28 protein-coding genes are annotated in these 24,897 nt (G+C 68.4%); 14 read left to right on the top strand and 14 right to left on the bottom strand.

Annotation, left to right across the window (positions count from 1 at the left end):
- Positions 1 to 97: 97 nt before the first annotated feature.
- The 5 genes from ACI6GS_RS05020 to ACI6GS_RS05040 all read right to left on the bottom strand — a co-directional run bounded on the left by ACI6GS_RS05020 (position 98) and on the right by ACI6GS_RS05040 (position 4,148).
- On the bottom strand, positions 98 to 1,258 hold the full coding sequence (locus ACI6GS_RS05020; RefSeq protein WP_439816685.1) for a hypothetical protein: 1,161 nt from the start codon (positions 1,256 to 1,258) through the stop codon (positions 98 to 100).
- A 52-nt stretch (positions 1,259 to 1,310) separates the two neighbouring features.
- Positions 1,311 to 2,405 carry an SPFH domain-containing protein gene (locus tag ACI6GS_RS05025; protein WP_439816686.1) on the bottom strand — a complete coding sequence of 365 codons (1,095 nt, stop codon included), beginning with the start codon at positions 2,403 to 2,405 and terminating at the stop codon, positions 1,311 to 1,313.
- Between the two features lie 81 nt (positions 2,406 to 2,486).
- Positions 2,487 to 2,822: an AzlD family protein gene (locus ACI6GS_RS05030; RefSeq protein WP_439816687.1), complete on the bottom strand. Its 336-nt coding sequence runs from the start codon at positions 2,820 to 2,822 to the stop codon at positions 2,487 to 2,489.
- Complete coding sequence (locus ACI6GS_RS05035) at positions 2,785 to 3,507, bottom strand: AzlC family ABC transporter permease (RefSeq protein ID WP_439816688.1); 723 nt, start codon at positions 3,505 to 3,507, stop codon at positions 2,785 to 2,787. Before ACI6GS_RS05035 ends, ACI6GS_RS05030 begins: the two co-directional genes overlap by 38 nt.
- Before the next feature lie 8 nt (positions 3,508 to 3,515).
- The gene (locus tag ACI6GS_RS05040) at positions 3,516 to 4,148 is read right to left on the bottom strand and encodes a glutathione S-transferase family protein (RefSeq protein WP_439816689.1); all 633 of its coding nucleotides are present in this window, start codon (positions 4,146 to 4,148) and stop codon (positions 3,516 to 3,518) included.
- 148 nt (positions 4,149 to 4,296) lie between these two features.
- Here ACI6GS_RS05040 and ACI6GS_RS05045 point away from each other — a divergent pair, with 148 nt between their 5' ends.
- Complete coding sequence (locus ACI6GS_RS05045) at positions 4,297 to 5,682, top strand: leucyl aminopeptidase family protein (RefSeq protein ID WP_439816690.1); 1,386 nt, start codon at positions 4,297 to 4,299, stop codon at positions 5,680 to 5,682.
- Positions 5,683 to 5,703: 21 nt separating this feature from the next.
- The gene (locus ACI6GS_RS05050; protein ID WP_439816691.1) at positions 5,704 to 6,348 is read left to right on the top strand and encodes a glutathione S-transferase family protein; all 645 of its coding nucleotides are present in this window, start codon (positions 5,704 to 5,706) and stop codon (positions 6,346 to 6,348) included.
- 10 nt (positions 6,349 to 6,358) lie between these two features.
- Here ACI6GS_RS05050 and ACI6GS_RS05055 read toward each other — a convergent pair whose 3' ends face one another.
- Together ACI6GS_RS05055 and gluQRS are read right to left on the bottom strand one after the other, a co-directional pair.
- The gene (locus ACI6GS_RS05055; RefSeq protein ID WP_439816692.1) at positions 6,359 to 7,360 is read right to left on the bottom strand and encodes a hypothetical protein; all 1,002 of its coding nucleotides are present in this window, start codon (positions 7,358 to 7,360) and stop codon (positions 6,359 to 6,361) included.
- A gap of 42 nt (positions 7,361 to 7,402) precedes the next feature.
- Entirely contained in the window at positions 7,403 to 8,218 is an 816-nt protein-coding gene (gene gluQRS, locus ACI6GS_RS05060) for a tRNA glutamyl-Q(34) synthetase GluQRS (RefSeq protein ID WP_439816693.1), read from the bottom strand.
- Positions 8,219 to 8,282: 64 nt separating this feature from the next.
- On the opposite strand from gluQRS, the gene ACI6GS_RS05065 reads away from it, so the two are divergent.
- Together ACI6GS_RS05065 and ACI6GS_RS05070 are read left to right on the top strand one after the other, a co-directional pair.
- Positions 8,283 to 8,549 (top strand): ribbon-helix-helix domain-containing protein, encoded by a 267-nt coding sequence (locus ACI6GS_RS05065; protein WP_439816694.1) that lies wholly within the window; start codon positions 8,283 to 8,285, stop codon positions 8,547 to 8,549.
- A 1-nt stretch (position 8,550) separates the two neighbouring features.
- Positions 8,551 to 8,856 (top strand): type II toxin-antitoxin system RelE/ParE family toxin, encoded by a 306-nt coding sequence (locus ACI6GS_RS05070; protein ID WP_439816695.1) that lies wholly within the window; start codon positions 8,551 to 8,553, stop codon positions 8,854 to 8,856.
- A 3-nt stretch (positions 8,857 to 8,859) separates the two neighbouring features.
- On the opposite strand, the gene ACI6GS_RS05075 is transcribed toward ACI6GS_RS05070, so the two are convergent.
- Positions 8,860 to 9,888 carry a LacI family DNA-binding transcriptional regulator gene (locus ACI6GS_RS05075; protein WP_439816696.1) on the bottom strand — a complete coding sequence of 343 codons (1,029 nt, stop codon included), beginning with the start codon at positions 9,886 to 9,888 and terminating at the stop codon, positions 8,860 to 8,862.
- A 184-nt stretch (positions 9,889 to 10,072) separates the two neighbouring features.
- On the opposite strand from ACI6GS_RS05075, the gene ACI6GS_RS05080 reads away from it, so the two are divergent.
- On the top strand, positions 10,073 to 11,386 hold the full coding sequence (locus tag ACI6GS_RS05080) for an NtaA/DmoA family FMN-dependent monooxygenase (RefSeq protein WP_439816697.1): 1,314 nt from the start codon (positions 10,073 to 10,075) through the stop codon (positions 11,384 to 11,386).
- A gap of 90 nt (positions 11,387 to 11,476) precedes the next feature.
- Positions 11,477 to 12,172: an alpha/beta hydrolase gene (locus tag ACI6GS_RS05085; RefSeq protein WP_439816698.1), complete on the top strand. Its 696-nt coding sequence runs from the start codon at positions 11,477 to 11,479 to the stop codon at positions 12,170 to 12,172.
- A 4-nt stretch (positions 12,173 to 12,176) separates the two neighbouring features.
- Here ACI6GS_RS05085 and ACI6GS_RS05090 read toward each other — a convergent pair whose 3' ends face one another.
- From ACI6GS_RS05090 to ACI6GS_RS05110, 5 genes are all read right to left on the bottom strand, one after another.
- Positions 12,177 to 13,175, bottom strand: coding sequence for a glutathione S-transferase N-terminal domain-containing protein (locus ACI6GS_RS05090; protein ID WP_439816699.1), 999 nt, complete (start codon positions 13,173 to 13,175; stop codon positions 12,177 to 12,179).
- Positions 13,176 to 13,182: 7 nt separating this feature from the next.
- A complete protein-coding gene (locus ACI6GS_RS05095; RefSeq protein ID WP_439816700.1) occupies positions 13,183 to 13,587 on the bottom strand; it encodes a GFA family protein in 405 nt (134 codons plus the stop codon).
- Between the two features lie 380 nt (positions 13,588 to 13,967).
- Positions 13,968 to 15,275: an NtaA/DmoA family FMN-dependent monooxygenase gene (locus ACI6GS_RS05100; RefSeq protein WP_439816701.1), complete on the bottom strand. Its 1,308-nt coding sequence runs from the start codon at positions 15,273 to 15,275 to the stop codon at positions 13,968 to 13,970.
- A gap of 87 nt (positions 15,276 to 15,362) precedes the next feature.
- Positions 15,363 to 16,466 carry an acyltransferase family protein gene (locus ACI6GS_RS05105; protein WP_439816702.1) on the bottom strand — a complete coding sequence of 368 codons (1,104 nt, stop codon included), beginning with the start codon at positions 16,464 to 16,466 and terminating at the stop codon, positions 15,363 to 15,365.
- 52 nt (positions 16,467 to 16,518) lie between these two features.
- Positions 16,519 to 16,869, bottom strand: coding sequence for a hypothetical protein (locus ACI6GS_RS05110; protein WP_439816703.1), 351 nt, complete (start codon positions 16,867 to 16,869; stop codon positions 16,519 to 16,521).
- Positions 16,870 to 17,116: 247 nt separating this feature from the next.
- On the opposite strand from ACI6GS_RS05110, the gene ACI6GS_RS05115 reads away from it, so the two are divergent.
- Positions 17,117 to 18,403, top strand: coding sequence for a cytochrome P450 (locus ACI6GS_RS05115; RefSeq protein WP_439816704.1), 1,287 nt, complete (start codon positions 17,117 to 17,119; stop codon positions 18,401 to 18,403).
- A gap of 51 nt (positions 18,404 to 18,454) precedes the next feature.
- On the opposite strand, the gene ACI6GS_RS05120 is transcribed toward ACI6GS_RS05115, so the two are convergent.
- A complete protein-coding gene (locus tag ACI6GS_RS05120) occupies positions 18,455 to 18,943 on the bottom strand; it encodes a peroxiredoxin (protein ID WP_439816705.1) in 489 nt (162 codons plus the stop codon).
- Between the two features lie 246 nt (positions 18,944 to 19,189).
- Here ACI6GS_RS05120 and ACI6GS_RS05125 point away from each other — a divergent pair, with 246 nt between their 5' ends.
- From ACI6GS_RS05125 to ACI6GS_RS05155, 7 genes are all read left to right on the top strand, one after another.
- Positions 19,190 to 20,485 (top strand): EAL domain-containing protein, encoded by a 1,296-nt coding sequence (locus tag ACI6GS_RS05125; protein ID WP_439816706.1) that lies wholly within the window; start codon positions 19,190 to 19,192, stop codon positions 20,483 to 20,485.
- Positions 20,486 to 20,568: 83 nt separating this feature from the next.
- Positions 20,569 to 20,820, top strand: a complete 252-nt coding sequence (locus tag ACI6GS_RS05130) for a FitA-like ribbon-helix-helix domain-containing protein (protein ID WP_439816707.1) — start codon at positions 20,569 to 20,571, stop codon at positions 20,818 to 20,820.
- 9 nt (positions 20,821 to 20,829) lie between these two features.
- The gene (locus ACI6GS_RS05135) at positions 20,830 to 21,261 is read left to right on the top strand and encodes a type II toxin-antitoxin system VapC family toxin (RefSeq protein WP_439816708.1); all 432 of its coding nucleotides are present in this window, start codon (positions 20,830 to 20,832) and stop codon (positions 21,259 to 21,261) included.
- Between the two features lie 78 nt (positions 21,262 to 21,339).
- Positions 21,340 to 22,860 (top strand): acyl-CoA synthetase, encoded by a 1,521-nt coding sequence (locus ACI6GS_RS05140; RefSeq protein WP_439816709.1) that lies wholly within the window; start codon positions 21,340 to 21,342, stop codon positions 22,858 to 22,860.
- Positions 22,861 to 22,925: 65 nt separating this feature from the next.
- Positions 22,926 to 23,192: a hypothetical protein gene (locus ACI6GS_RS05145; RefSeq protein ID WP_439816710.1), complete on the top strand. Its 267-nt coding sequence runs from the start codon at positions 22,926 to 22,928 to the stop codon at positions 23,190 to 23,192.
- A complete protein-coding gene (locus ACI6GS_RS05150) occupies positions 23,189 to 23,875 on the top strand; it encodes a nucleotidyl transferase AbiEii/AbiGii toxin family protein (protein WP_439816711.1) in 687 nt (228 codons plus the stop codon). Before ACI6GS_RS05145 ends, ACI6GS_RS05150 begins: the two co-directional genes overlap by 4 nt.
- A gap of 32 nt (positions 23,876 to 23,907) precedes the next feature.
- Entirely contained in the window at positions 23,908 to 24,897 is a 990-nt protein-coding gene (locus ACI6GS_RS05155; protein ID WP_439816712.1) for an NADPH:quinone oxidoreductase family protein, read from the top strand.

The following is a 24,897-nucleotide window of genomic DNA, read 5'->3' on the forward strand; positions in this document are numbered from 1 at the left end:
GAGCTAGACCGGGAGACGACCCCATCGCGTCTATGACATCGATATACGCCTTTGCGTGTAACGGTGCTCCATACGCGGACCCGCACAATCGGGACCGTCAGCTCTGCCCAGCGAAGGCGAAGTAGGCGCCGACGCCGATCACGATGACGGCCGCAACGGCGAGGCCGATCTTGATCCAGCTCCAGGGGCGCTCGCCCTGGACCTCGCCCGTGCGGGCGTTGACCACGAAGCGATAGACCTTGTCCTGGAAGCGATAGGCGGCCAGCCAGACCGGCAGCAGGATGTGCTTGTAGGTGACATCGTTGTGCTGCGTGGCCAGCGTGTCGATGCGCTGCTTGTCGCCGCCGATGTCGCGCCGCACGTCGCCGCGGATGACCTCCTCCATCTTGCCCTTGGCGACGGTGAAGCCCTGGCCCAGGTCGACGTGATAGCGCTCCGCCCGGAAGCCCGAGAGATAGCTTTCGTCATAGGGGACCAGGTTCTCCAGGTCCCACGGCTCCAGCGCGTCGGTCTGCTTGTAGGGCAGGCTGTCGCTGGCGAGCACCAGCACGTCGTCGAAGTCGCGATCGACCCGCCCGCTGACAGAGGTCCAGCGCGTGCGCGTCTCGGTCCGGGTGCGGGTTACGGTCTGGCCGTTCTCGGTCGTGGTGTAGGGGACGCTCACCGTGTAGTCGTCGCCGCGCTGGCCCGTGTAGTGGCTGATCGTGGCGGCGTCATAGGTCCAGTAGGGGACATACATCCCGGCCAGGCCGCCATCCTCGCGCGCGAACCGCGCCAGCTTGCTGGGCGCGAACCACAGCGATCCGAGCCACTTGCGGAAATGGCCCACCGCTTCCTTCTTGTCGACCTTGAAGGGCAGCACGGCGCGCGGCTGCAGGATCGCGATGCGCTGCGTCTCGGCCCGCACGATGGGCGAGCCGCAGAACGGGCATTCGGAGGCCGTCACCTTGGCGTCGAGGGTGAACTCCGCGGCGCAGGTCTGGCACTTGACCACGTCGCGCGTGACGGTCGGCTGCGCCCCGGCATCGGCCCGCAGGGCTTCCTCCAGGTCCAGTTCCTGGATCGCGGCCTGGACCTGCACCGCGTCCACCGGGATGTGGTTCTGGTGCCCGCAATACATGCAGGTCAGGGTTCCGGTGCCTGGCTTGAACACCAGCTTGGCCCCGCACTGCTCGCAGGGGAACTGGCGGTCGCCCGCTTGGCCCTCGCGCGCCGCCCAGGGGCCCCCGCCCCCGTGCGCGTCCTCGATATTGCTCACCCGCTCGCCCTCTGCCTCAGCCCGTCTGGCCCGCCCCCTGTCCCGCGCCGGTTCAGCCCGGCGGCAGCGGCGGTGGCATGGCGGCGAAGGCGCCCTGGATGTCGGCCACGTCCTTGGCCGGGGTCCACGCGGCCAGGCCCTGGCGCCAGACCAGCGTCTCGCGCGTGACTTTGCCCGCCATCACCTGGGCCTGCAGTTCGGGCACCGTGAACGGACCGGCCTGCTGGCCGCCGATCGCGGCATAGATGGGCGCTGCCTGGGGCAGCGGCGGCGGCGCCATCGGTGGCGGGGCCGCGGCCGGGGCGGGCTGCTGGATCGCAGCACCCATGGCATTGCCCAGGCCAAGGCCGACGACGGTTGCGGCACTGCCGCCCGCTTCGGCCGCGGCGCGCAGCGCCTCCGCCGTCTGGAACTGGGTGTACTTGTTGAGATCGCCGACAATGCCCATGGAGGTGCGGCGGTCCATCGCCGCCTCCACCTCGGGCGGCAGCGACACATTCTCGACCAGCAGCTTGTCCAGCTTCAGGCCATACTGGTCGAAGTCGTCGCCGATGTGGTCGGTGACGAACTTGCTCAGCGCATCATAGTTGGCCGCCAGGTCCAGGACGGGGATGCCCGCCTTGCCGATCTGGTTGGAGAAGGCGGCGACGATCAGGTTGCGCAGCTGCTCCGTGATCTCGTCCGTCGTGAAATGGCCGTCGGTGCCGACCACGCCGCGGATGAAGGCGGCGGCATCCTTGACCCGGATGGCATAGGTGCCGAACGCACGCAGCCGCACCGGCCCGAATTCCGGGTCGCGCAGCATCACCGGGTTCTTGGTCCCCCACTTCAGGTCGGTGAAGCGTCGGGTGGAGATGAAATAGACCTCGGCCTTGAACGGGCTTTCGAAGCCGTACTTCCAGCCCTGCAGCGTCGACAGGATCGGGACGTTCTTCGTCTCCAGCGTGTACATGCCGGGTTCGAAGACGTCGGCCAGCTGGCCTTCGTTGATGAAGACGGCGACCTGCCCCTCGCGCACCGTCAGCTTGGCGCCGAACTTGATCTCGTTGCCGTGACGCTCGAAGCGCCAGACCATCGTGTCGTTCGAATCATCCGTCCACTGGATGACGTCGATGAATTCGCCACGAATCTTGTCCCACAGGGCCATGGGCTCCACTCCCTCGATTTGGCGGCGAGCCTAGCGCGTCTCCCGGCGCGCGGGAATGCCCTTGGCCCGCATCCCCGGGCCCTAAGCCCAGCCCATGTGACGGATGAACGCCGCTACGGCGGCCGCCACCACCAGGGTGGGCAGCAGGCTGCGCGATGCCCGGCCCACGAGAATGACCACGGCGGCGGCGGCCCAGAAAGGCAGGCCGCCATGCACGATGCTGGGTGCGACCAGGGCCATGAACATGGCGCCCGGGATGTGCGGCAGCCAGGCCTCGACAAAGCGGCTGGGCCTGACGCGGCTGATGATGGCAAAGCCGCCGATCCGCACGGCATAGGTGGCGGCCGCCATGCCGGCGATCGCCGCCAGCGTGGACGCATCAACCGACAGGTCGGGCATCGTCGGATCGACGGACATCGCGCCATGCGCCGGCCAGGCTGCCCGCCAGGCCGCCGATCAGCAGGTACCAGGTGCCGGGCAGGGCGACGCTGGCGGCAATTGCTGCGGCACCCGCAACCGCCCAGGGCAGGATGTCGCCCGGTCCCTTCCACATGTCGACCAGCAGGAACAGGAAGACCGCGATGCCGACCACATCGACGCCCAGCGCCTCGGGGTTCGGCACCCACGAACCGGCGACCCGGCCCAGCAGGGACGCCGCCAGCCATACGGAATAGAGCGACAGGCCGGTGCCCAGGAAGAAGCCGGCATCGCGGCCGCCGCGGCTCATGGCGGCCATGGACAAAGCCCAGTTCTCGTCCGCGGCAAAGAACAGCGTGCCATAGGCCAGTGGTGCCGGCAGCGGCGCCAGCCACGGCTTCAGCGCCGCCGTCATGATCAGGTAGCGCAGGTTGATGACCAACGCGGCAAAGGCCAGCGTGCCGATCGGCACCGGGTCCGCCCACAGGGTCATTGCCAGCATCTGCGACGCCCCGGCAAAGACCAGGGCGCTCATCAGGCCCGTCTCGACCAGGCTCAGCCCGTTCTCGCCCGCGGCCAGGCCAAAGACCACGCCGAACACGGCCACACCCAGCGAGATCGGCATCATCGCGGTATAGCCGCGCCAGACCCCGGCGCGGGTGAAGGTGATGGGCGGTGTCTGCATGCGGTCGGTCAGCCTGCCTCCGCCCGCGCCGCGGCGGCCCAGTCCTGCATCGCGGGCAGCGCCTCGACCGCGTGGACATAGGCGGCCGTCACCGGGTCCAGCGCCACGCCATAGGTGGTGAAGCGGGTGACGACGGGTGCGAACATCGCATCGACCACGCCAAAGCGCCCGAACAGGAAGTCGCCGCCCTGGCCATAGGTCGCGCGCAACTGGCGCCACAAGTCCAGCACGCGGGCGATATTGGCCGCGGCCTCCGGCGAATCGGGCAGCGGATGGCGGGCTGCGATCTCCATCGGCAGGTCGCGGCGGAGCGGCATGAAGCCCGCATGCATCTCCGCAGCCGCGGCGCGGGCCACCGCGCGCGCCAGGGGGTCGTCGGGCCACAATCCAGCCTCCGGCACGAACTCCGCCGCCCATTCGCAGATGGCGAGCGATTCGGCGATCACGACGCCGCGCTCGATCAGGACGGGGATCTTGCCCGTCGGCGAATGGCGCGCGATCTGCTCGGCCGTGTCGGGCTGGCGCAGGCGGACCATCACCTCCTCGAACGGAATCCCGGCCATCCGCAGGGCAAGCCAGGGGCGCAGCGACCAGGACGACCAGTTCTTGTTGCCGATCACCAGACGGCGCGTCTCGCTCATGCCTCGCCCTTCCGTGTTTGGCGGCGTACCCTGCGGCGCCGGCCGGATCACCCCTCTGGGGACGCACAGACTGCACAGGACGACCGGGCCAGGGAAGACCGAGCATGGCTCGGGAAGGACGAGGGCTGCTGATGCAGGAGATCCGCCGATGACCGAACTGCCCTTTGCCGAGGATGGCGCAACGTCCCGGCCGCTCTGGTTGGTCCGTCCGGGCGAGATGGAGGCCTGGATCGCCAGCCAGCCGCCCGCGATCGCACGCTGGGTGGCCGACGCCACGTTCAAGGGCGAGGCCGCGCGCCTGCTGCTCCTGCCGGGCGAGGGCGGCGTCAGCGGGGCCGTCCTGGGCCTCGGCGGACCCCTGGACGAGGAACGCTGGATCCTGGGTGGCGCCGCAACCGCCCTGCCGCCCGGCGCCTGGGCGCTGGAAACGCCGCTGGATGCCGAGGCGGCGACGCGCGCGGCGATCGGCTTCGCGCTGGGGGCCTATCGTTTCGACCGCTATCGCGAGCCGCGGACGGCGCGGGAGAAGACGCTGCTGGTGCCGCCCGCCACGGCCGACATGCCCCTGGTGCGGCGGACGGTCGAGTCGGTGGCGCTCGTCCGTGACCTGGTCAACACCCCGTCATCCGACCTGGGCCCTGTCGAACTGGCCGAGGCAGCGGCCCAGGTCGCCGACAAGTATGGCGCGAGCATCAGCCAGATCGTGGGCGAGGAGCTCAACGCGCAAGGCTACCCCATGGTCTATGCCGTGGGCCGTGCCTCGGCCCGGGCCCCGCGCCTGATCGACATGCGCTGGGGCGACGAGGCGGCACCGAAGGTGACGCTGGTGGGCAAGGGCGTGTGCTTCGACACCGGCGGCCTCAACATCAAGCCGGGCGGCGCCATGGCCCTGATGAAGAAGGACATGGGCGGTGCCGCGCACGCCCTGGGCCTGGCCCGCATGATCATGGATGCGGATCTGCCCGTGCGCCTGCGCGTGCTGATCCCGGCGGTCGAGAATGCGATCTCCGGCAATGCCATGCGGCCCAGCGACATCCTCTCCACCCGCAAGGGCATCACGGTCGAGGTCGGCGATACCGATGCCGAGGGCCGTCTGATCCTGGGCGACGCGCTGGCCGAGGCGGACGAGGAAAAGCCCGACCTGCTGCTCGACTTCGCGACCCTGACCGGGGCGGCGCGTGTCGCCCTGGGCCCGGACCTGCCGGCCCTCTTCACGCCGGACGATGCCCTGGCGGCGGAGGCGCTGGCGCAAGGGGAGCGCCTGCGCGACCCGATGTGGCGCCTGCCTTTGTGGCGCCCCTATGCCAAGGGGTTGGAGAGCCGGGTGGCCGACCTGTCCAACATCTCGCCCGGCGGCTTTGGCGGCGCGATCACGGCGGCCCTGTTCATGCAGCGCTTCGTGACCGAGACCAAGGCCTGGGCCCACCTGGACCTGTTCGCCTGGAACAATGCGGCCAGTCCCGGCCGCCCGATCGGCGGCGAGGCGATGACGCTGCGCGCCTTCTACGCCCTCATCGCCGCCCGCTTCGCCTGAGCCCCAAGGGAGAGTCCGTTAATGTCCGACCGCCTTTACTTCGCGCCCAACACGATTTCCGTCGTCGTCGCCATCGCGCTGGAGGTGGCGGGCCGCGACTACGAGTTGGTGCGTGTGCCGATCGGACCGGACGGGGCCGACAGCCCCAACCCGTTCCGCCTGGTGCCAGTGCTGGAGACGCCGGCCGGGTCGGTGCGCGAAGTGGTGGCGATCCTCAACTACCTGGCGGACGAGGTCCCGGCCGCGGGCCTGCTGCCGCGCGCCGGCCTTGCGCGGGCGGAGGCGAACCAGTGGCTGACGTTCTGCGCGTCGTCGGTCCATCCGGTGATGAAGCTGATCTTCCGCGCCTATCGCTATGCCGGCCAGGACGAGGCAGCCCAGGCCAACCTCAAGGCCCATGTCGTGCCGGTGCTGGAGCGCACCTTCGCGACGGTCGAGGCGCAGCTGGAGGGGCGGCCCTTCCTGCTGGGCGACACCTGGTCGATGGCGGATGCCTATTTCGGCGAGTTCTCGGCCTGGGGCCTGAACCGGATCGGGCTGAAGGGCGCCAGCGGTCCCAACGTCGCCCGCCACCGCGAAGCCTATCTGGCGCATCCGGCGACCATCGCCGCCAAGGCCCGCGAAAAGGCCGCGACCGAGGCCCAGCCCAATCCCACGCCGGCCTGATCCGGCGCGTTCAGAACGCGATGGAGAGGCCGACGCTCCAGCCGTCGACTTCGGGACCAAGGAGGTAGGAGCCGCGCAGCTCGATCCCGCCGATCCCGGGCACGGCGTCGACATCGACCAGGCGGATGCCGCCGCCGACCTCGACAAAGGAATCGAAGCCCAGGGCCGAGCGGGCGTCGGTCAGCCATGTGCCGTCGGAAAAGGCGATCCAGCGCACGGCCCGGTCGACGATGGTGATCGGTGTCGGGCCATCGAACTCGAACCCGCCGGTCACCACGCCGAAGCTGCCACTGGTCTCCAGCACCGGGTCGCTGGCCTCGAACGTGTCGGCGACGATGTGGTTGTAGCGGGCGCGCGCCTGAAGCTTGATGTCCGTGCCCAGCGTGCGCTCATGCACCAGTTCCAGGGCCCCGCCATAGAGCGTGCTGTCGACGTTCGCATCGAACAGGACGCCCTGGCCCGCGCGGCGCAGAAGGGCGCCTTCCGGTCCGGTGAATTCCTGGTCGGTCGTCGTGCGCGAGTATCCTGCCAGGAAGATCGGCCGGATCGACGTTCCCTCGCCCACGACAATGTCGGCGCCGATGCCCCCCAGGACGGTGAACGTCTCCGAGTCGATCTCGAACCGGGTGGGGGTCGGGGCGTTGACGGTCAGCGTCGCCGACTGTTCCGCCCTGAGGTAGCTGAAACTGCCTTCGACATGAAGCCTGGTTTCGCCAAGGCCCACGTCCCGCAGGCCGATGTCGAAGCGCCGCGACGGCGTTGCCTTGTACGAATTCGAGGACGAGCCGTCGTCCACGTCGAAGCGGGCGGCACTGATGCCGGGCGTGCTGCCGAAGATGGTCAGGGCCTGATAGCCGCGGGCAAGGTCGGTATCGACCGCCGCCGCGCGCAGACTGTCGCGGACCTGTGCCTCCGTCACCTGGGCCGTGGCGGGTAAGGCCCAGCCGACAAGGGCAGCTGCGACCAGGATCGCCAGGGCCCCATACGCACGCAAACGGATCACAGGACGCATGGCCTGACGCTAGCCACGCCGCATCATTGAGTCGAGCCGCCATCAATCGAAACCAAGGCACGCCCGGACGACCGTTGCAGATGTGCCGCCCTCGCGGAGCGCCCGCAGCGTCGCCGCCCGGTCCCGCTTGGCCAGCCTGCGGCCAGAGGCGTCGAGGATCAAGCGGTGGTGGTGCCACTCGGGCACGGGCAGGCCCAGCACCGCCTGGAGAAGGCGGTGAAGGTGGGTCGCCGGCAGCAGGTCCTCTCCGCGCGTCACCAGGGTGATGCCTTGGGCCGCGTCATCGACCACAACGGCCAGGTGATAGGCGGCCGGTACTTCCTTGCGCGACAGGACCACGTCGTCCAGGAGCGCCGGATCGACATTCAACGTGCCCAGGCTGCGCTCGACGAAGTGGAGGGGAGCACCGACGAGGGACAGGGCCTGGGCCACGTCCAGGCGCAATGCCTCTGCCCGGCCCTCTTGCCGGCGGGCGGCGACCGCGTCCGGCGACAGGCCGCGGCAGGTGCCGGGATAGTGCGCGACGAGCCCATGGGGGGCCGTGGCTGCAATCTCCGCTCGCGTGCAGAAGCAGGGATAGAGCAGGCCCTGCGCCGCCAGGCGGTCCAGCGCCGCTGCATAGACCGCCGCCCGTTCGGACTGGCGGAAGACGGGCGCCGCCGGTGCCAGGCCCAACCAGGCCAGGTCCTCGTGGATCGCCGCTTCGAACTCCGGACGGCAGCGGGTGGTGTCCAGGTCCTCGATCCGCAGGTGAAAGCTGCCGCCCGGACCCGCCGCGGCGTGCGCGAACAGGGCGGCAAAGGCATGGCCCAGGTGCAGCAGGCCGGTCGGGCTGGGGGCGAAGCGGGTCGTGGGCATGGCCGCGCATCATAGGCGCTGGCGCCTGCTGCGAAACCGGTCGGCGCGGGTGTAGACTGCCTCCATGGCCGAGCCCCGACACATGGTCGCCCTGACCCCCGAGCAGCACGCCTTCGCCGCCGAGAAGGTGGCGTCCGGCGAGTACGACAGCATCGAGGAGGTCGTCGCCGACGCCCTCGCCGCGCTGCGGGAGGAAGACTCCGAACCGGCATTCGACCGATTGCTGCAGGAGGAGATCGCGCGGCGGAACGGTGCGTTCGAGGCGGACCCGTCAAATGTCAAGACGGTGGAAGAGGTCCTGGCGAACGTCACGCGTCGCGCAATGGCCTGAGGTGAAGGCGCGCCGGGTCCGCTATACTGGAGATGCTGAAGGCGATCTTCGTGACATCTTCGACTGGCTGGATGAGGCAACTGGCCGCGAGACGGCTATGGGCTATGTCAGCCGGATCACTGACTTCTGCGAGACCCTCAGCTATGCCGCAGAGCGCGGAACGCTGCGGAAGGATCTGCCCCCGGGCGTGCGCGCGATCGGCTTCCGCCATTCGGCGACCGTGGTCTTCCGCGTGGACGGCGATCAGGTCACCATCCTTGGCATTTTCCGCAAGGGGCGGAACTGGACGGCGGATTTCGGGCGCTGAACTTCAGGTCCGGGTGGTGGAGGCGCGGACGTCCAGGCGGCCTTCGATGATGATGCCACGGCCGTCCCCCTCCCCCGCCATCCGGCGCAGCAGCATGGCGGTGGCGGCGCGGCCCAGTTCGTCCGGCCGCAGGTCCTGGGCCGTGATCGGCACAGGCCCGGCCCGGACCGAGGCATTGTCGCTGCCGGCAATGACCAGCAGGTCGCCAGGCACCGCCAGGCCCTGGGCGCGGGCCGCCAGGACGGTGCCAACCGCGATGCGGTCCAGCACCGCATAGATCGCATCCGGCCGGTCGGGCTGGACCAGCATCTGGCTTGCCACCTCGTACCCCGCGGCCTCGGTCGCGGGCAGGTGGATGACCCGGCGCAACGGTGCAAGACCACGCGCGGCGGTCCAGGCGGCATAGGCGGCGCTGGCGGCCCGGCTGTAGCCATAGCCTTCGGACGCGGTGATGAGGGCGGGACGCTTGGCCCCGGCGGCCGCCATGTGGTCGAGGGCGGCACGCGTCAGGCCTTCATGATCGCTGTCGACCCACCAGCCGGTGCCGGGTCGCGAGGGGTCGCGCCCGATCGTCACCACTGGCACGCCGTGCGCCTCCATGTGGCCGACGATGGGATCGTCGTTGACCGGGTCGATCACGATGCAGCCGTCCATCGGCATGCTGGCCAGCAACTCGCCCGACGCCCCGAACGGGACCAGCAGAAGGCTCAGGCCATGGGCCATCGCCTCCGCGGCGCAGGCCTCCCAGATCCGGATCACGTATTCGACCTGGGCCAGGCTCTGCCCCAGGCTGGCGGGTAGAGAGGCCGCAAGGGCCAGCACGCCGGCCCGCTTCTGCCGCAGGTTGCGGGCATTGGCATTGGCGCGGTAGCCGAGCTTCTGCGCGATCGCCACGATCCGCTCCCGCGTCGCCGGGTCCAGCCGCCCGGTGCGGTTCAGCGCATAGGACACCGCCGTGGTGGAGACGCCGGCCATCTGCGCCACGTCCCGGATGCCGACCCTGTGCCCGCTCGCCCGCTTGCCATCCGCCAAACCGCCAGCCCCTCCCTGCGCGATCCTTCGCCACCATAGCAGGTGCCTGCCACGACTGATGGCAATGCCGCTTGATTTATGCAGGAAGGACGCTTAATCGTTTCAGCATAAGGCCGGCACAGGCCAAGGGGAAGCGCTGGGGAAGGTGTTCGGGAACCCACGGGGGCGAGGGGAGAACACGGACATGGCGCGGCCTTTTCACTTGAGCTGGTTTCTTCAGGGCTCAAGCATCCAGTCCTGGAACCAGCCCTGGACCGGGAACATCGTTGACGACTGGATGTATCCCCGCTTCTTCATCGAGCTGCTGCAGCAGCTGGAGCGGGCCAAGTTCGACTACATCCTGCTGGAGGATGCGTCCTATATCGGCCAGGCCTATAACAACTCCCGCGAATTCTACCTGAAGCACGGCTATTCCTGCCCGCGCCAGGAGCCGTCGATCGTGGCCACCCTGATGGCAGCGGCGACGTCGAAGATCGGCATCGTGCCCACTCTCGCCACCTTCACCCACCATCCCTATCTGGTTGCCCGCGTGATCGGCACGCTGGACCAGGTGTCGGGCGGGCGCATCGGCTGGAACGTCGTCACGGGTTCGTCCGACTTTGCCCAGATGAACTTCGGGCGCGAGGGCCATCCCCCGCACGACGTCCGCTATGAGATGGCGGAGGAGTTCATCGACTGCGTGACCCAGCTCTGGGACTCTTGGCAGCCGGGCGCCATCGTCAACGATACCGAGACGCCGATGCTGATCGACCATACCAAGGTCAGGCAGATCGACTTCGAGGGGAAATACTACAAGTCGCGCGGCCCCTTGAACTCGGGCCCCTGCCCGCAAGGGCGGCCCGTCATCGCCCAGGCCGGCGGCAGTGCCGCGGGCAAGGCCTTTGCCGCCAAGCACGCCGACACCATCGTCGCCTCCGTCCGCGGCGTGCCCGCGATGAAGGCCTATCGCGAGGACGTGACCGCCCGGCTGAAGGCCAATGGCCGCGATCCCGATTCCTGCAAGCTGTTCTTCCTGGTCTGCCCGATCATCGGCGGCACCGAGGAGGAAGCCCTGCGCGAGAAGGCCCGGCAGACGGAAGAAAGCAACGACATGATCACCGCCAGGCTGGCTGGCCTGTCCAAGATCACCAACATCGATTTCTCGAAGCAGCCGCTGGACAAGCTGGTCGACCAGACCCTGACGACCAACGGCCACGTCCAGATGCTGGAGGAGTTCCTGGCCTTCTCCAAGGGCAAGACGCTGCGCGCGGCCATCCTGGACTACAACGCGGGGGGCGAGGCGCTGGACCTGGTCGGCACGCCGGAGCAGGTGGCGACGCTGATGGCCGATGCCATGGCAACCAGCGGTGGCGACGGCTTCCTGTTCACGCCGCCGAACACCAACCGCCGCACCGTCGCCGAGATCACCGACGGCCTGGTGCCGGTGCTGCAGAAGCGCGGGCTGGTGCGCCGCGCCTATAACCACGACCACCTGCGCGACACGCTGCTGGAGTTCTGAGCGCCCGGCTGCGCTGCGCGATGGCGGACGGGACGGCGCCAGCGCGCGCAGCCGCGGCTATAGTGTCGCCGTTCAGCAGGAGGGTTGCGGATGGCACTGACACGGATCGACGGCCCACGGGTCCCGGCTGCGGCGGGCGGGCGGCCCGACAGCCCGGTGGTCCTGGTCCATGGCTATGGCGCCGATGGCAACGACCTGATCGAGCTGGCCCCCCATTGGGGCCGCATGCTGCCCGGCACGGCCTTCGTGGCACCCCACGCGCCGGAGCCGTGCGAGCAGTCGCCGATGGGCCGGCAATGGTTCGGGATCATGCGGGCGGGTCCCAACTGGATGACGGGCGCCCGGCGGGCCGCCCCCATCCTGGAAGCCTTCGTCGAGGGCGAACGGCAGCGCCTGGGCCTGACCCCGGACCGCGTTGCGCTGGTCGGCTTCAGCCAGGGCACGGTGATGTCGCTACAGGTCGCCCTGCGCCAGGAAGAACCCTATGCCGCCGTGGTCGGCTTCTCTGGCGCCCTGGCGGAGCCTGAGACTGTGGCGGCCGAAACGACGTCGCGCCCGCCTGTCCTGCTGGTGCACGGCGACCAGGACCCGATGATCCCGGTCGGCGCGGTGCATGCGGCAACCGCCGCCCTGGCCCGGGCCGGCGTGTCGGTCCAGTTCCACATCTGCCAGGGCCTGGGCCATTCGATCGACCAGGATGGCCTGCACCTGGCCGGCCAGTTCCTGCGCGATGCCTTTCGCGGTGCGCTCGACGGGGCCGGCGGGGCCTTCTCCACCGCCGGCTGAGACATCAGGCGGCCGCCAGCCAGGGCAGCGCGCCCGCGCCGTCCAGGATCGCGCGCAGCGTGGCGTCGCCCGCCACCTCGGCATGGCGCTGGCGCAGCACGGCCAGGGACTTGGCGTGGTACTTCTGCGGTCCCTGGACATAGTCCCGGCCCTGGATCGTCACGGTGAAGCTGTCCTGTCCCGCCGCCAGCGCCCGGGCATTGGCGTCGGACCAGGGCAGGAAGGTCTGTGCGACATGGGCCAGGATCGGCGCCAAGGTCGGCGCCAGCGACGGCCAGGCCTCCAGCGATCCGGTGCTGGCCGGCTCGCGCATGCGGTAGCACCAGTCCAGGGCCGCCGGTGCCTGTGCCCGCAGGATGCTGCCGCCCGTCGGGTCGATTGACATCTCGTACAATTGCGGCGCCAGGCCGAAATCGCCGAACGTGGCGCGCGTCCCGAACAGGTAGGGGCGATCCACCAGGTGCGCCTGGAGCAGTGCCAGCAACTGCCGGTAATAGTCGGCGATCAACGGCGCCGTCTCGGGGCTGGAGCCGACGAAATGGCCGCGGCTGCTCATGCGGGCCTTCACCATCGCAGTGACGTTGGCGATCGTATCGTCATCCGCGCCAAGCGCGTTCAGGCGCGCGATCGACTGGGCTGCCGCCGTCTGATCCAGGTCGGTGGCCCAGCGATAGTGGAACATCAGCTTGTTCCCCCACTCGTCGCCGAACTCCTCCAGCAGGATGCCCAGGAAGCGCAGCGCCGGATCGTCCGGGTGGACGGGCGGGCTCGGGTGCTCCGCCTCGATCCGGTCGATGATCGGCGTCGAATCCTGGATGGCGTCGCCCGCGGGCGTCACCACCGTCGGGATGATCGGCAGCTTGGCGACGGCCTTGTACTCTGCCTCGGTCCTGACGCTGCGTGAGATCCAGTCATGGGGCAGGCCCTTGAACCGGAGATAGGAGCGCACCTTCACCGAATAGGGCGACATCTCCGAGCCGAAGACGCGATAGGTCCCGCTCACGACAGCCTCAACCCGGCAGGCGGGGGAAGGACGGAATGCCCTCCGGAATGCAGTGGAAGGGCTGCTGGTCGACCGTGTAGATCGCCATCTGCGGCCCGCCGAACGCCTTGGGATCGTCGAGCGAGCCGACCTTGACGATGGCCGCGGGAAAGCCCGGCGGCTTGGTCACGACGTGGGTCCCGCACTCCGGGCAGAACTCGCGCGTGACGGGGTTGGGCAGGTCGCTGCGCTTGAACGCCTTGGGCGTGCCCTTGGTGTAGGAATAGCCGGCGATCGGCATGGCGACGAAGACATTGGGGCTGCCGCCGGTGATGTACTGGCACTCCCGGCAATGACACTGCGCCTTCATCATCGGCTCGCCCTCCGCCCTGTAGCGGACGGCCCCGCAATAGCAGCCACCTTCCAGGATCATGATCGCTTCCCCCATTGGATGTTGGGGGCAAGCCTACGCCAAGGTGCGGCAGCGCACCAAGGTTCGGGACCATGTTTTCAGAAACTTGCGCTGGCAGCCAGGGTCCGGACCAGGCGCACAGAGATTGCCCCGCCGTATCGCGCGAGCCCGGCTGGGCATGCCACCCAGGGGTGGTCTTAGGCTCAACGCCCGAAGGCGCGAGCAGACACAGGTCGTTACCAGAAACCCGGATGCAATGGGCGCCAACTTTGCTCCCTCTCCCGTCCCGCAGGGATGGGAGAGGGTTGGGGTAAGGGCGGGACGCAACATTTCAGCCCACCCAACCCTCCCCCACCTCCGGCGGGGGAGGGCTTCGAGGTGCCGCCCGTGAGTGTGGCCTGTCAGAACGCCAGCAGGTTCTCGCGCAGCGTCTTGCCCGTGTACTGGGTCCGCATCAGGCCGCGGCGCTGCAGGGCGGGGACCAGGCCGTCGCAGACTTCCGCGATCATGCGGCGGTTGACCGCCAGGCCCGGCTTGGCGATCAGGAAGCCGTCGCCGCCCACTGCCTCCATCGCCTCGCCCATCTTGTCGGCGACCTGGTCGGGCGTGCCGATCAGCTCGATCGAGGCGACCATGCCGCCGTCCAGGACGAGCTGGCGCAGCGTCTTGCCGCTGCCCCATTGCTGGAACGCGTCGAGCGAACCCTGCTCGCCATTGGTCAGCAGCCGCTCGGGCAGCGGCTCGTCGAAGGAATACTTCTTGAAATCGATATCGGTGATCGCGGCGATGGAGGCGATGTTGCGCTCCACGAACTCGGGGTCGTTCACCATGCGCTCGTACTTGGCGCGGGCCTCCTGCTCCGTCTCGCCCAGGACAGGGGCGGTCAGGTACATCACCTTCACATCGTCGGGATTGCGGCCATGGGCTTCGGCCCTGGCGCGGATGTCGTCGCGGAAGGCCTTCATCTCGGCATAGCCCTTGTTCACCGAGATGATGCAGTCGGCATACTTGGCGGCGAAGTCGCGGCCGGCCGGAGAGCCGCCCGCCTGGACCATGGTCGGCCGCCCCTGCGGCGAGCGCGCGGTGTTGAGGGGCCCGCGGCACTTGTAGTATTTGCCCTTGAAATTGATCTCGCGGACCTTGGTGTGGTCGGCATAGATCTTGTTCTCGCGGTCCAGGACGATGGCATCGGGGTCCCAGGACTCGAACAGCTGGTTCACCAGGTCCAGGTATTCGTGGGCCATTTCATAGCGCAGGTCCTTGGGCGGCAGCTTGTCCATGCCGAAGTTCTGCGCGGCCCCGTCTTCGGCGCTGGTCACGATGTTCCAGCCGAAGCGGCCGCCCGCGATGTGATCGACGGTCGAGCACAGGCGCGCCAGCATGAACGGCGGGTAGGCCAGGGTCGACATCGTGGCGACGACCCCAATGTTCTGCGTCAATGCGCCGATCAGGGTCGTGATCGGCACCGGGTCGTGCTTCGGTACCTTGGACAGCGCTTGCTTCAGGTAGATCTCGTAGGACGCGCCATAGGCATCCGGGATCGCCAGCTTGTCCTCGAACAGGATGTAGTCGAAGCAGGCGCGGTCCAGCGCCTGCGCCATCTCGACATAGAACTTGCCGTCCCACGGCATGCCACCGGCCGAGAATACGCCGTTCCATTCGTCGGTGCAGAAGTTCGTGAACCAGCCGAGATGGAACATCCGCGCCATGACAGGCCCCCCTTGCGATCGGTCGGGGAAAGCATGTCAGGGTGCGATGCCACGGGACAGATGCTGCGGTGCAGCATCTGTCAAAGGTCACTTTGGATCAGCGGCCGCCAGGGCCGGACGCGGCAGGCTTGCCGGGACAAGGCGCAGCAACGGCCGTTCCACCCACAGATGAAAGGCGATGCCGGCCGCCAGGCCCCATGCGGCCAGCACGGCAAAGACGGGCCAGGGTGACCATGCCGTCATGGGGGCCAGCGCCACCATGACCTTGGCCAGCAGCGAGATGGCGGGCATGTGCACCAGGTAGATGGCGTAGGAAGCCTGCCCCAGGAATGCCAGCCACCGCGGCACGCGGAGCAGGCCGGCGCGCTCGCACGCGACCGCCCCAAGGATGGTCAGGACAGCGCCCAGGCCCATGCCGATCGTGATCAGGGCGTCCTCGCGTGCGTCGTCCCGCAGGGCGGCCACCCAGACGTAGGCGATGAGGGCCAGGCCTGCCGCCAGCAGCCCCACCCCCAGGTGGCCGCTGATCCGGCGATGCAGCAGGGCCGCGCCCAGGCCGAACAGGAACAGCAGGTTGATCGCATTGAAGTAGACCAGGCCCCGCATGCCCGATGGCGCGGTTGCAAAGGCGATGGCCGATATCAGGCCCAGCAGGGCAAGGCCGGCAGCCCCCCACAGCGGACGGTACAGCAGCAGGCCGAACAGCAGGTAGAAGATGACCTCGTGCCGCAAGGTCCAGGCGATGTTGATCACCTCCTGTCCCGCGATCGGCAGCAACAGCATCGCGGACAGGATCGTGCCGGGCTGCGTCTCGATCCCCCTGCCCGTGTGGGGCATCACGACATAGACCAGCACCATGCCCAGGACGACGGGCCACATGGGCAGGTAGATGCGGCGGAAACGACGCCACAAATAGGGTGCCGCGGCCCCCGGCCGGCCGATATCGGCCCCGTGCGACGCCATCATGACGAAGCCGCTCAGGACGAAGAAGTATTCGACGCCCAGGCCGCCGGCATCGAACAGCGTCGTGGGCTTGACCCCGAAATGCTGCGGCAGCGGCATGGTCCCGGCGATATGGAACAGCATGACGCAGATCGCGGCGATGGCCCGTCCAGCCTCCAGGCTGTCGAAGCGCTGCGCATCGTCGGTCCTGGGCGCGGCGTCGGTCAGCGGGCGTGTCATGGCCGCCATGTGGCGGCGCGTCGATGGCGCCGTCAAGCGGCCCGGGGGCCGGCGCGCGCCGTCAGGTGGAGCCGTCGCGGACCCAGGCGATCCGCGACACCGGCTTCAGGTGGCGGCGGGCCAGCAGCGTGCGGGCGCGAACCTGGATCAGGGTCAGCATATCCTCGGCCGCATAGACATTGAGGGAGGGCCGCTCGATCGCGGCCAGGTCGCGGGTGATCCGCATCGCGGTATCGCCCTCGTCGAAATCCGTGCCGAGGTCGGTCAGGATTGCCTCCGCCTCGATCCCCAGGCTGTCCAGCAGCATCGCGGAATCGCAGGGCGTATCGCAGTCGGGCGTTGCCGCCACATGCTCGACGAAGCGGCGCACGGCCCGCCTGGCGGGGCCTGGAAAGGCTAGAACCTCAACCATTCGACCTTCTCCCTGACCCGCCGCAGACTGGTTCGTCGCGTCTTGGATCGACTCCGGAGCGGGACTCGAGGACATGATCCCTATCAAGGCACGGCGGGGGTTACGACGGGCTTAAGCGCCGCACGGGCAAGGCGCCCCTGGCCTGTGACACTTCTGCACCGCAGGCCTTGCTTCAAAGCGGTGCGTGATCGTGATACGTAGTTTTCCGACAAATTGTCAGAACCCTTCGCTTGGGTGAGGAAACAAGATGACGATCGAGCCTGTGATCGCCCGGAAGCTTTCCGACGGAACGATCGACGTGGTGTCCCCGCAGGTCTACGCGGACGAGGAGGCGATCCAGTCGAACTTCGCCTGGCTGCGCAAGAATTCGCCGGTGCACCGGATGACGCCGGAAGGTTTCCGTCCGTTCTGGTCCGTCACCCGCCACGCCGACATTCTTGAGATCGAGCGTCAGAACGACAAGTTCATCAACGACCCGCGCCCGACCCTTGCCACGATCGAGGCCGAGGAGCAGGTGAAGGCGTTCACCGGCGGCAGCAACCACCTGGTCCGCTCGCTGGTCCAGATGGACAATCCCGACCACGCCAAGTTCCGCGCGATGACCCAAGGCTGGTTCATGCCCGCGAACCTGAAGCGCCGGATCGAGCCCAAGCTTGCCCAGATGGCGCGCGAGCATGTCGACCGCATGCTGGAGCTTGGGGATTCGTGCGACTTCGTGAAGGACATCGCCGTCTGGTACCCCTTGCGCGTCATCATGGAGATCCTGGGCGTGCCCCGCGAGGACGAGGGCCTGATGCTCAAGCTGACGCAGGAGCTGTTCGGCCCCACCGACCCGGAGACCAAGCGCGAGAAGGGCACGACCGACGACCTGATCAAGACGGTCATGGAGTTCTACGCCTACTTCAACGCAATGACCGAGGACCGGCGCAAGAACCCCAAGGACGACCTGGCGACCCTGATCGCGAACGCCAAGATCGACGGCGAGCCGATCGGCAATATCGAGGCGCTGGGCTACTACGTGATTGTCGCCGCGGCCGGGCACGACACCACCTCGTCCTCGACCGCGGGCGGCATCCACGCGCTGATCCAGAACCCGGACGAGATGCGCAAGCTGCGTGCGCGTCCCGACCTGATGAAGACGGCGGTCGACGAGGCCATCCGCTGGACGACGCCGGTCAAGCACTTCATGCGCACCGCGACCGAGGACTATGTCCTGTCGGGCACGAAGATCGCCGCCGGCGATAGCCTGATGCTGCACTATCCGTCCGCCAACCGGGACGAGACGGTGTTCGAGGATCCGTACACCTTCAAGGTCGACCGCGACCCCAACCCGCACCTGGCCTTTGGCTTTGGCGCGCATCATTGCCTGGGCCACCTGCTGGCCAAGCTTGAGATGCGCTACCTGTACGAGGAACTGCTGGGCAGGCTGGACCATATCGAACTGGCGGGTGAGCCCGCCTGGGTCGAGGCCAGCTTCGTCTCCGGCCTCAAGCGCCTGCCGATCCGCTACGCCCTGCGCAAGGCCGCGGCCTGATCGCGGCGCGAACCCTTCCCCCATCCGCGGATGGGGGAAGGGTCCGGTCCCTCAGCCCAGGGACTTCAGGAGCGCTTCAGCGCCGCTGACGTCGGCGGCACCGGGGTTCGGCTCAATGTTGAGCTGGGTCACCTTGCCGTCCTCGACCAGCATCGAGTAGCGCTTGGACCGCGTGCCCATGCCGAAGCCGGACGCATCCATCTCCAGGCCCAGCGCCTTGGTGAAGGTGGCATTGCCGTCGCCCAGCATCATCACCTTCTCGCCGGCGCCCTGGTCCTTGCCCCAGGCGCCCATGACGAAGGCATCGTTGACCGACACGCAGGCGATGGCGTCGATCCCCTTGGCCGCCAGCGCCTCGTGATTGTTGACGAAGCCGGGCACGTGCTTGGCCGAGCAGGTCGGCGTGAAGGCGCCCGGCAGGCCAAAGATCACGACCTTCTTGCCCTTGAACAGGTCCGCGGTCGGAACGGGGGCGGGGCCCTTGTCCGTCATCTGCATCAGCGTCGCTTCGGGCACCTGGTCGCCGACCTTGATCGTCATGGTTTGCTGCCTCTCCTGTTCCGGCCGGTCGGCCGATTGCTGCGCATTCAAGCCCAAGTCGGTGCCCACGGGAAGGGCGCCCGCCCCCGCAGCCCCGTGCGCGGACCGCTCGACGGCGCGGGACGGGATGGCTAGGCTGCGTCCGGGGGTCCCCAGGCGTGTTGCGCCGGGGCTTAAGGCCCATCGGGGGCACGGGAATCAGGTCATGGCTGGGGGAATGCGCTGTCCGCCCGCGGGACGGGTGCCGTGCCGCTCTTGATCGCGCTGGCGGCGGTGGCCTCCTACGCCATCGTGGCGGGGGCCATCGCGGTGGTCGTGCCGCCGTGGATCAGCGGCGTGCCCGGCTGGGTCTGCGGCGTGCTGGCCTTCCTGGGCTGCGCCCTGATCCACCTGGCGCTCAGCCGGCGGGCCGAACTGGGCGATTTCCGGGCCCAGGTGGCCGATCTGCGCCGCCTCAACCGCGAGGCGCTGAAGGAGGCATCGGGCCTGCGCGAGCGGGTCGAGGCGCTGGAAAGCCTCAGCGTCCAGGACAGCGCCCCGGGCCAGGCCAAGCTGGTGGCAGAGATGCAGGTCCTGCAGGGCCTGCTGGCCAAACTGGCGGCCGGCCGCGGCCAGGCGCTGGACGGGGACAACCTGACGCTGATGCCGGTGCGGGCGGACAGGCCCGCCCCACCGCCACCCCGTCCGATGCCGGAGGCCATGGAGCCGGAGCCGGAGGTCGCGCCGCGCCCGCTGCTCCGCGCGGTGCGCGATGATCCCGTGCGCGCGGTGCGCGCCGATGCGGCGGCCGGCCTGCCGCCCGGCGATGCCCTGCTGATCGAGACCGTGCGCGAGGCGCTGGAGGCCAATCGCGTCGATCTCTATGTCCAGCCGATCGTCAGCCTGCCGCAGCGCAAGGTCCGTTATTACGAGTGCTTCTCGCGCATCCGCGATGCCTCGGGCGCCGTGATCGGGCCGCAACGCTATCTTCAGGTGGCGCTCAATGCCGGCATGCTGCCGGCGCTCGACAACCTGCTGCTGTTCCGCTGCCTCCAGGTCATGCGGCGCCTGCGCCGGCGCAGCCGCACGACCGGCTTCGTCGTCAACCTCTCGCCCACCACGCTGCAGGACCAGGAATTCTTTCCCCAGTTCATCGAGTTCATGCGCCAGCAGCGCGAACTGGCCGACGGCCTGGTCTTCGAACTGCCGCAGGCCGCGGTCATGAACCAGTCGGCGGAGGTCGAGGCCAACCTGATGCTGCTGACCGAGCTCGGCTTCACCCTCTCGCTCGACCACGTGACCCGGCTCGACTTCGACGGGCCGCTGCTGGCGGCGACGGGCGTGCGGTTCGTGAAGATCGGGGCCGACGTCCTGCTTCAGCCGCGCTCGCGCTCGCCCCATCCCAACGCGGTCAAGGAACTGCTGGCCCGCCACGGCATCGACCTGGTGGTCGAGAAGATCGAGGAGGAGCGCACGGTGATCGACCTCCTCGACTACAATGTCGACTTCGGCCAGGGCCACCTCTTCGGCGAACCCAAGATAGCCCGCGAGCAGGTGGATTGACGCAATCACCGGGCGCTCGACGCTGGCAATGATTGCACCTATATCGGATGCTATCATTGCCAGCGAAGATCAGGCGTCAGGCCATGCGCTCCATCACGATCAGGAACATCCCGGACGAGGTGCATCGCGCCCTGCGCGTGCGTGCGGCCCAGCATGGGCGCAGTGCAGAGGCCGAAGTGCGGGCCATCCTGGAACAGGTGACCCGACCCCAGGAGCGGGTCCGCCTAGGCTCGCTCCTGGCGGAAATCGGCCGCGAGGCATGCCTCACCGATGCGGAAGCCGAAGCCCTGGCGGCACGGGACAGGACGCCGGCCGAGCCGATCGACCTGGGTTGATCTGCCGGGATGATCCTGGTCGACACGAACGTGGTGTCAGAGCCGCTGCGCCCTGCCCCCGATGAGCGGGTGACGGCGTGGCTCGACGCCCAGGTTGTCGAGACGCTGCATCTGTCTGCCGTGAGCTTGGCGGAATTGCGCTTCGGCATCGCGTCCTTGCCGGCCGGTCGCCGCCGCAGCCGGTTGCTGGAGCGCCTGGAGCAGGAGATGCTGCCGATGTTCGACGGCCGGATCCTGCCGTTCGACGCAGTTGCGGCGCAGCACTATGCGGCGCTCAAGGCGCTGGCGAGAGCATCGGGCCAGGCGATTGGCAGCGCCGACGGTTACATCGCGGCGACCGCCGCCGCGCATCGCCTGGCCGTGGCGTCGCGCGACCGTGGTCCGTTTGTTGCCGCTGGTCTGCGCGTCATCGACCCCTGGACGGGGGACGGCGGACATTAGGTCATTCACCCTTGCGCGATCCCGGCCGATCATGGTCTGAGGATCGGCGCGATTGAGGGCGGATGCGGGCGGGGGACGATGGCGACGCTGATTTCCGGGGACCGGTTCCTGGCGGGGCCGGAGTTCGACGAGCGGATCGCCCGCGCGACCGCGGCCCTGGCCGGCCTGGGGCTTCAGGCGGGCGACGCCATCGGCCTCTATCTCCGCAACGACTTCGCCTTTGTCGAGGCCTCGATCGCGGCCGGCCGGCTTGGCGTCTATGCCGTGCCGATCAACTGGCATTTCGGGGCGGAGGAGACGGCCTACATCCTGGCCGACAGCGGGGCCAAGGCGGTGCTGGTCCATGCCGACCTGCACCCGCGCATCCGGGACGCGATCCCGCAGGGCGTGGCCGTCCTGATCGTCGAGACACCGCCCGAGATTGCCGCCGCCTATGGCGTGCCCGACGAGCGGCCGTTCATGCCCACGGGCGCCCTCGATTGGGACGATTGGGTGTCGTGCCACGAGCCGTGGGCGGGCGTGCCGCACGAGGCGCCGGCCGCGCTGATCTATACCTCCGGCACGACGGGGCGGCCCAAGGGGGTGCGCCGCTTCCCCCCGACGCCCGACCTCGTCAAGCGGCAGCTTGAGGTGCGCAAGTTCGTCTTCGGCTTCGAACCGGGCATGCGCACGGTGATGACCGGGCCGATGTACCATTCGGCCCCCAACCTCTATGCCATGTTCACGATGCGCGTCGGCGGCCTGATGGTGCTGCAGCCGCGCTTCGAGGCGGAGGAACTGCTGGCGCTGATCGAGCGCTACCGCATCACCCACCTGCATATCGTGCCCACGATGTTCGTGCGCCTGCTGCGCCTGCCCGATGCCGTGAAGAAGCGCTACGACCTGTCGTCGCTGAAGCGGGCGATCCACGGCGCTGCCCCCTGCGCGCCGCATGTGAAGCGGGCCATGATCGACTGGTGGGGGCCGGTCATCTGGGAATATTACGGCGGCACGGAAAGCGGTGCCCTGGTCGCCTGCTCGTCCGAGGAATGGCTGGCCCATCCGGGCACGGTCGGCAAGCCGATCCCGGGTGCGACGGTCAAGGCGATGGACCCCGAGGGACGCGAGGTGCCGCGCGGCACGGTGGGCGAGCTGTTCCTGAACCTCGATTCCATGGCGGACTTCACTTACCAGAACCTGCCGGAGGAACGCGCGCGGATCGACCGCGGCGGCCTGATCACGCAAGGGGACGCCGGCTGGATCGACGGGGACGGCTTCATCTACCTGTCCGACCGCATCCGCGACATGGTGATCTCGGGCGGGGTCAACATCTACCCGGCCGAGATCGAGGCCACGCTGTACCGGCTGGAGGGGGTGCGCGACTGCGCCGTCTTCGGCGTGCCGGACGAGGAGTTCGGGGAGGCGATGGTCGCCGTGATCGACGCAACCCCCGGCGCCGGCCTGGACGAGGCGGAGGTGAAGGCCCACCTCAAGGCGCATCTGGCCTCCTACAAGGTGCCGAAGACCATCGTCTTCCAGGGCGACCTGCCGCGCGAGGATTCGGGCAAGATCTTCAAGCGCCGCCTGCGCGACGCCTGGCTGGCTCAGGGAAACGTCTGACGCTTGCCGTTGCCATGATCCAGCCTGCGCGCCATATGATAGTAGTGCAGCACCCGGACAAGCCAATGACGACCAGTGCGACTGCCTTGGTCCTGACGACTGTGAACGCACCCTATCGCACGGCCGTCTCCGCCGAGGTGCTGGCTGGCTGCATCTCAAGCGTTGCGGCTTCGTCGGCCGCACTCGGCCCCACATTCTCGTTTTTCAGCGAAGTCCCGCTCACGCGGCAATTGGCGTTCATCGAGGCAATGAAGCTGGATCCAACGAAGGTCCGGGGCGTTGCACGCCACTTTGCGGGCTTGTCCGGCCATCCGCTGCCCCTGGCTACGTGAAGACCAACGCGCGTCGCCCGTCGCATTGGTCCGATCTACTGAAGATCGGAATTTCGATCATTGACCAAGCCAATGAAGACGTAACGGTCGTGGATCGGTGGACGCTCGGCGGTGGCACGGCTCTGATGCTGCAAATCGATCATCGGGACAGCCACGATATAGACCTGTTTGTCGACGATCCGCAGGTGCTGAGTTATCTCGTTCCATATGATGGTCGCTTTGACCTGGATGCAGTGCCAGCCGACTACGTTCTGAACGGTACAAGCTCGCTGAAGATTGCTTTTCCGCAAGGTGAGATCGATTTCATCTGCGGCCCTGAACTAACCTCAGTGCCGACGCGACCGGTGACATTGCTTGGCCGCACCATCGCGATGGAAACGCCGGCCGAGATCATCGCTAAAAAGATCCGGTTTCGTGGACGCTTCATGCAGCCCCGCGATATCTTCGACTTGGCGGCCGTCCTCCGCATGGTTGATCGCGAGGATTTAGTTCGGTCGCTCGAACCTGTCCGTGAACATTGTGCACGGGCGCGCGAGTCAGTTTTGAGGCTGGACCGGGACCTGGCAAGCGCCGCGATGGGCGAGCTTTGGCTCCGTCCCACCTTCGTAGACCTGCCCGGCACGGCTCGCGGCACGGTATTGGACTTCCTGGAGGAGGTCGCGTCCGCGGCTGAGCCCGGATAAGCTCCGGCGCGAACCGAAGGGAAGGAAGACGCATGACAAGAACCACGCGCGCGATCGTGGTGCGGACGCTGGACGGGCCGGGGGCGATCCGGCTGGAGGACTGGCCCCTGGCCGAGCCGGGGCCCGGCCAGGTGCAGGTGAAGCTGGCCGCCGCGTCGCTGAACTTCCCCGACTACCTGATGACGCAGGGCAAGTACCAGCTGAAGCCCGAACTGCCCTTCGTCCTGGGCATGGAAGGCGCCGGCACGGTCGAGGCACTGGGTCCGGGCGTCACCGAAGTGGCGGTGGGGCAGAAGGTGATCGTCGGCATGCGCCACGGGGCCTTTGCCGAGCGGGTGGTGGTGCCGGCCGCCAGCCTGATGGCCGTGCCCCAGGTCCTGGACCTGGTCGAGGCAGCAGCCCTGCCCGCGGCCTATTCGACCGCCTATGTCGCCCTGTGCCAGCGCGACACCCTGCAGCCGGGGGAGGTCCTGCTGGTCCATGGCTCGTCCGGCGGCGTCGGCCTGGCGGCGGTGGAGCTGGGCAAGCTGCTGGGGGCGACCGTGATCGCGACCGGCGCATCCGACGAGAAGCTGGCCGTAGTGAAGGCCAAGGGGGCGGACCACGTCATCAACCTGACCCGCGACGGCTTCCGCGAGCAGGTGAAGGAACTGACCGGCGGGCGCGGTGCGGACGTGATCTATGACCCCGTGGGTGGCGACGTGTTCGACGAGTCCGTGCGCTGCATCGCCTGGGGCGGGCGAATCCTCATCATCGGCTTTGCCGGCGGGCGGATCGCGCAGCTGCCGACCAACATGGCGCTTATCAAGGGCTTTTCCGTCGTCGGCGTGCGCGCGGGCGAGTTCGGCCGGCGCGACCCGGTCAAGGGCAAGCTGGGCCGCGACGCCTGGCTGGCGCTGGCGGCCGAAGGCAAGCTGCGTCCCCACATCTCCCACCGCCTGCCGCTGGCTGAGGCAATTGCCGGCCTGGCCCTGCTGAGCGAGCGCAAGGTCGTGGGCAAGGCCGTCCTGACGATGGACTGA

The organism is Zavarzinia sp. CC-PAN008 (assembly GCF_051903925.1).
Taxonomy (GTDB): domain Bacteria; phylum Pseudomonadota; class Alphaproteobacteria; order Zavarziniales; family Zavarziniaceae.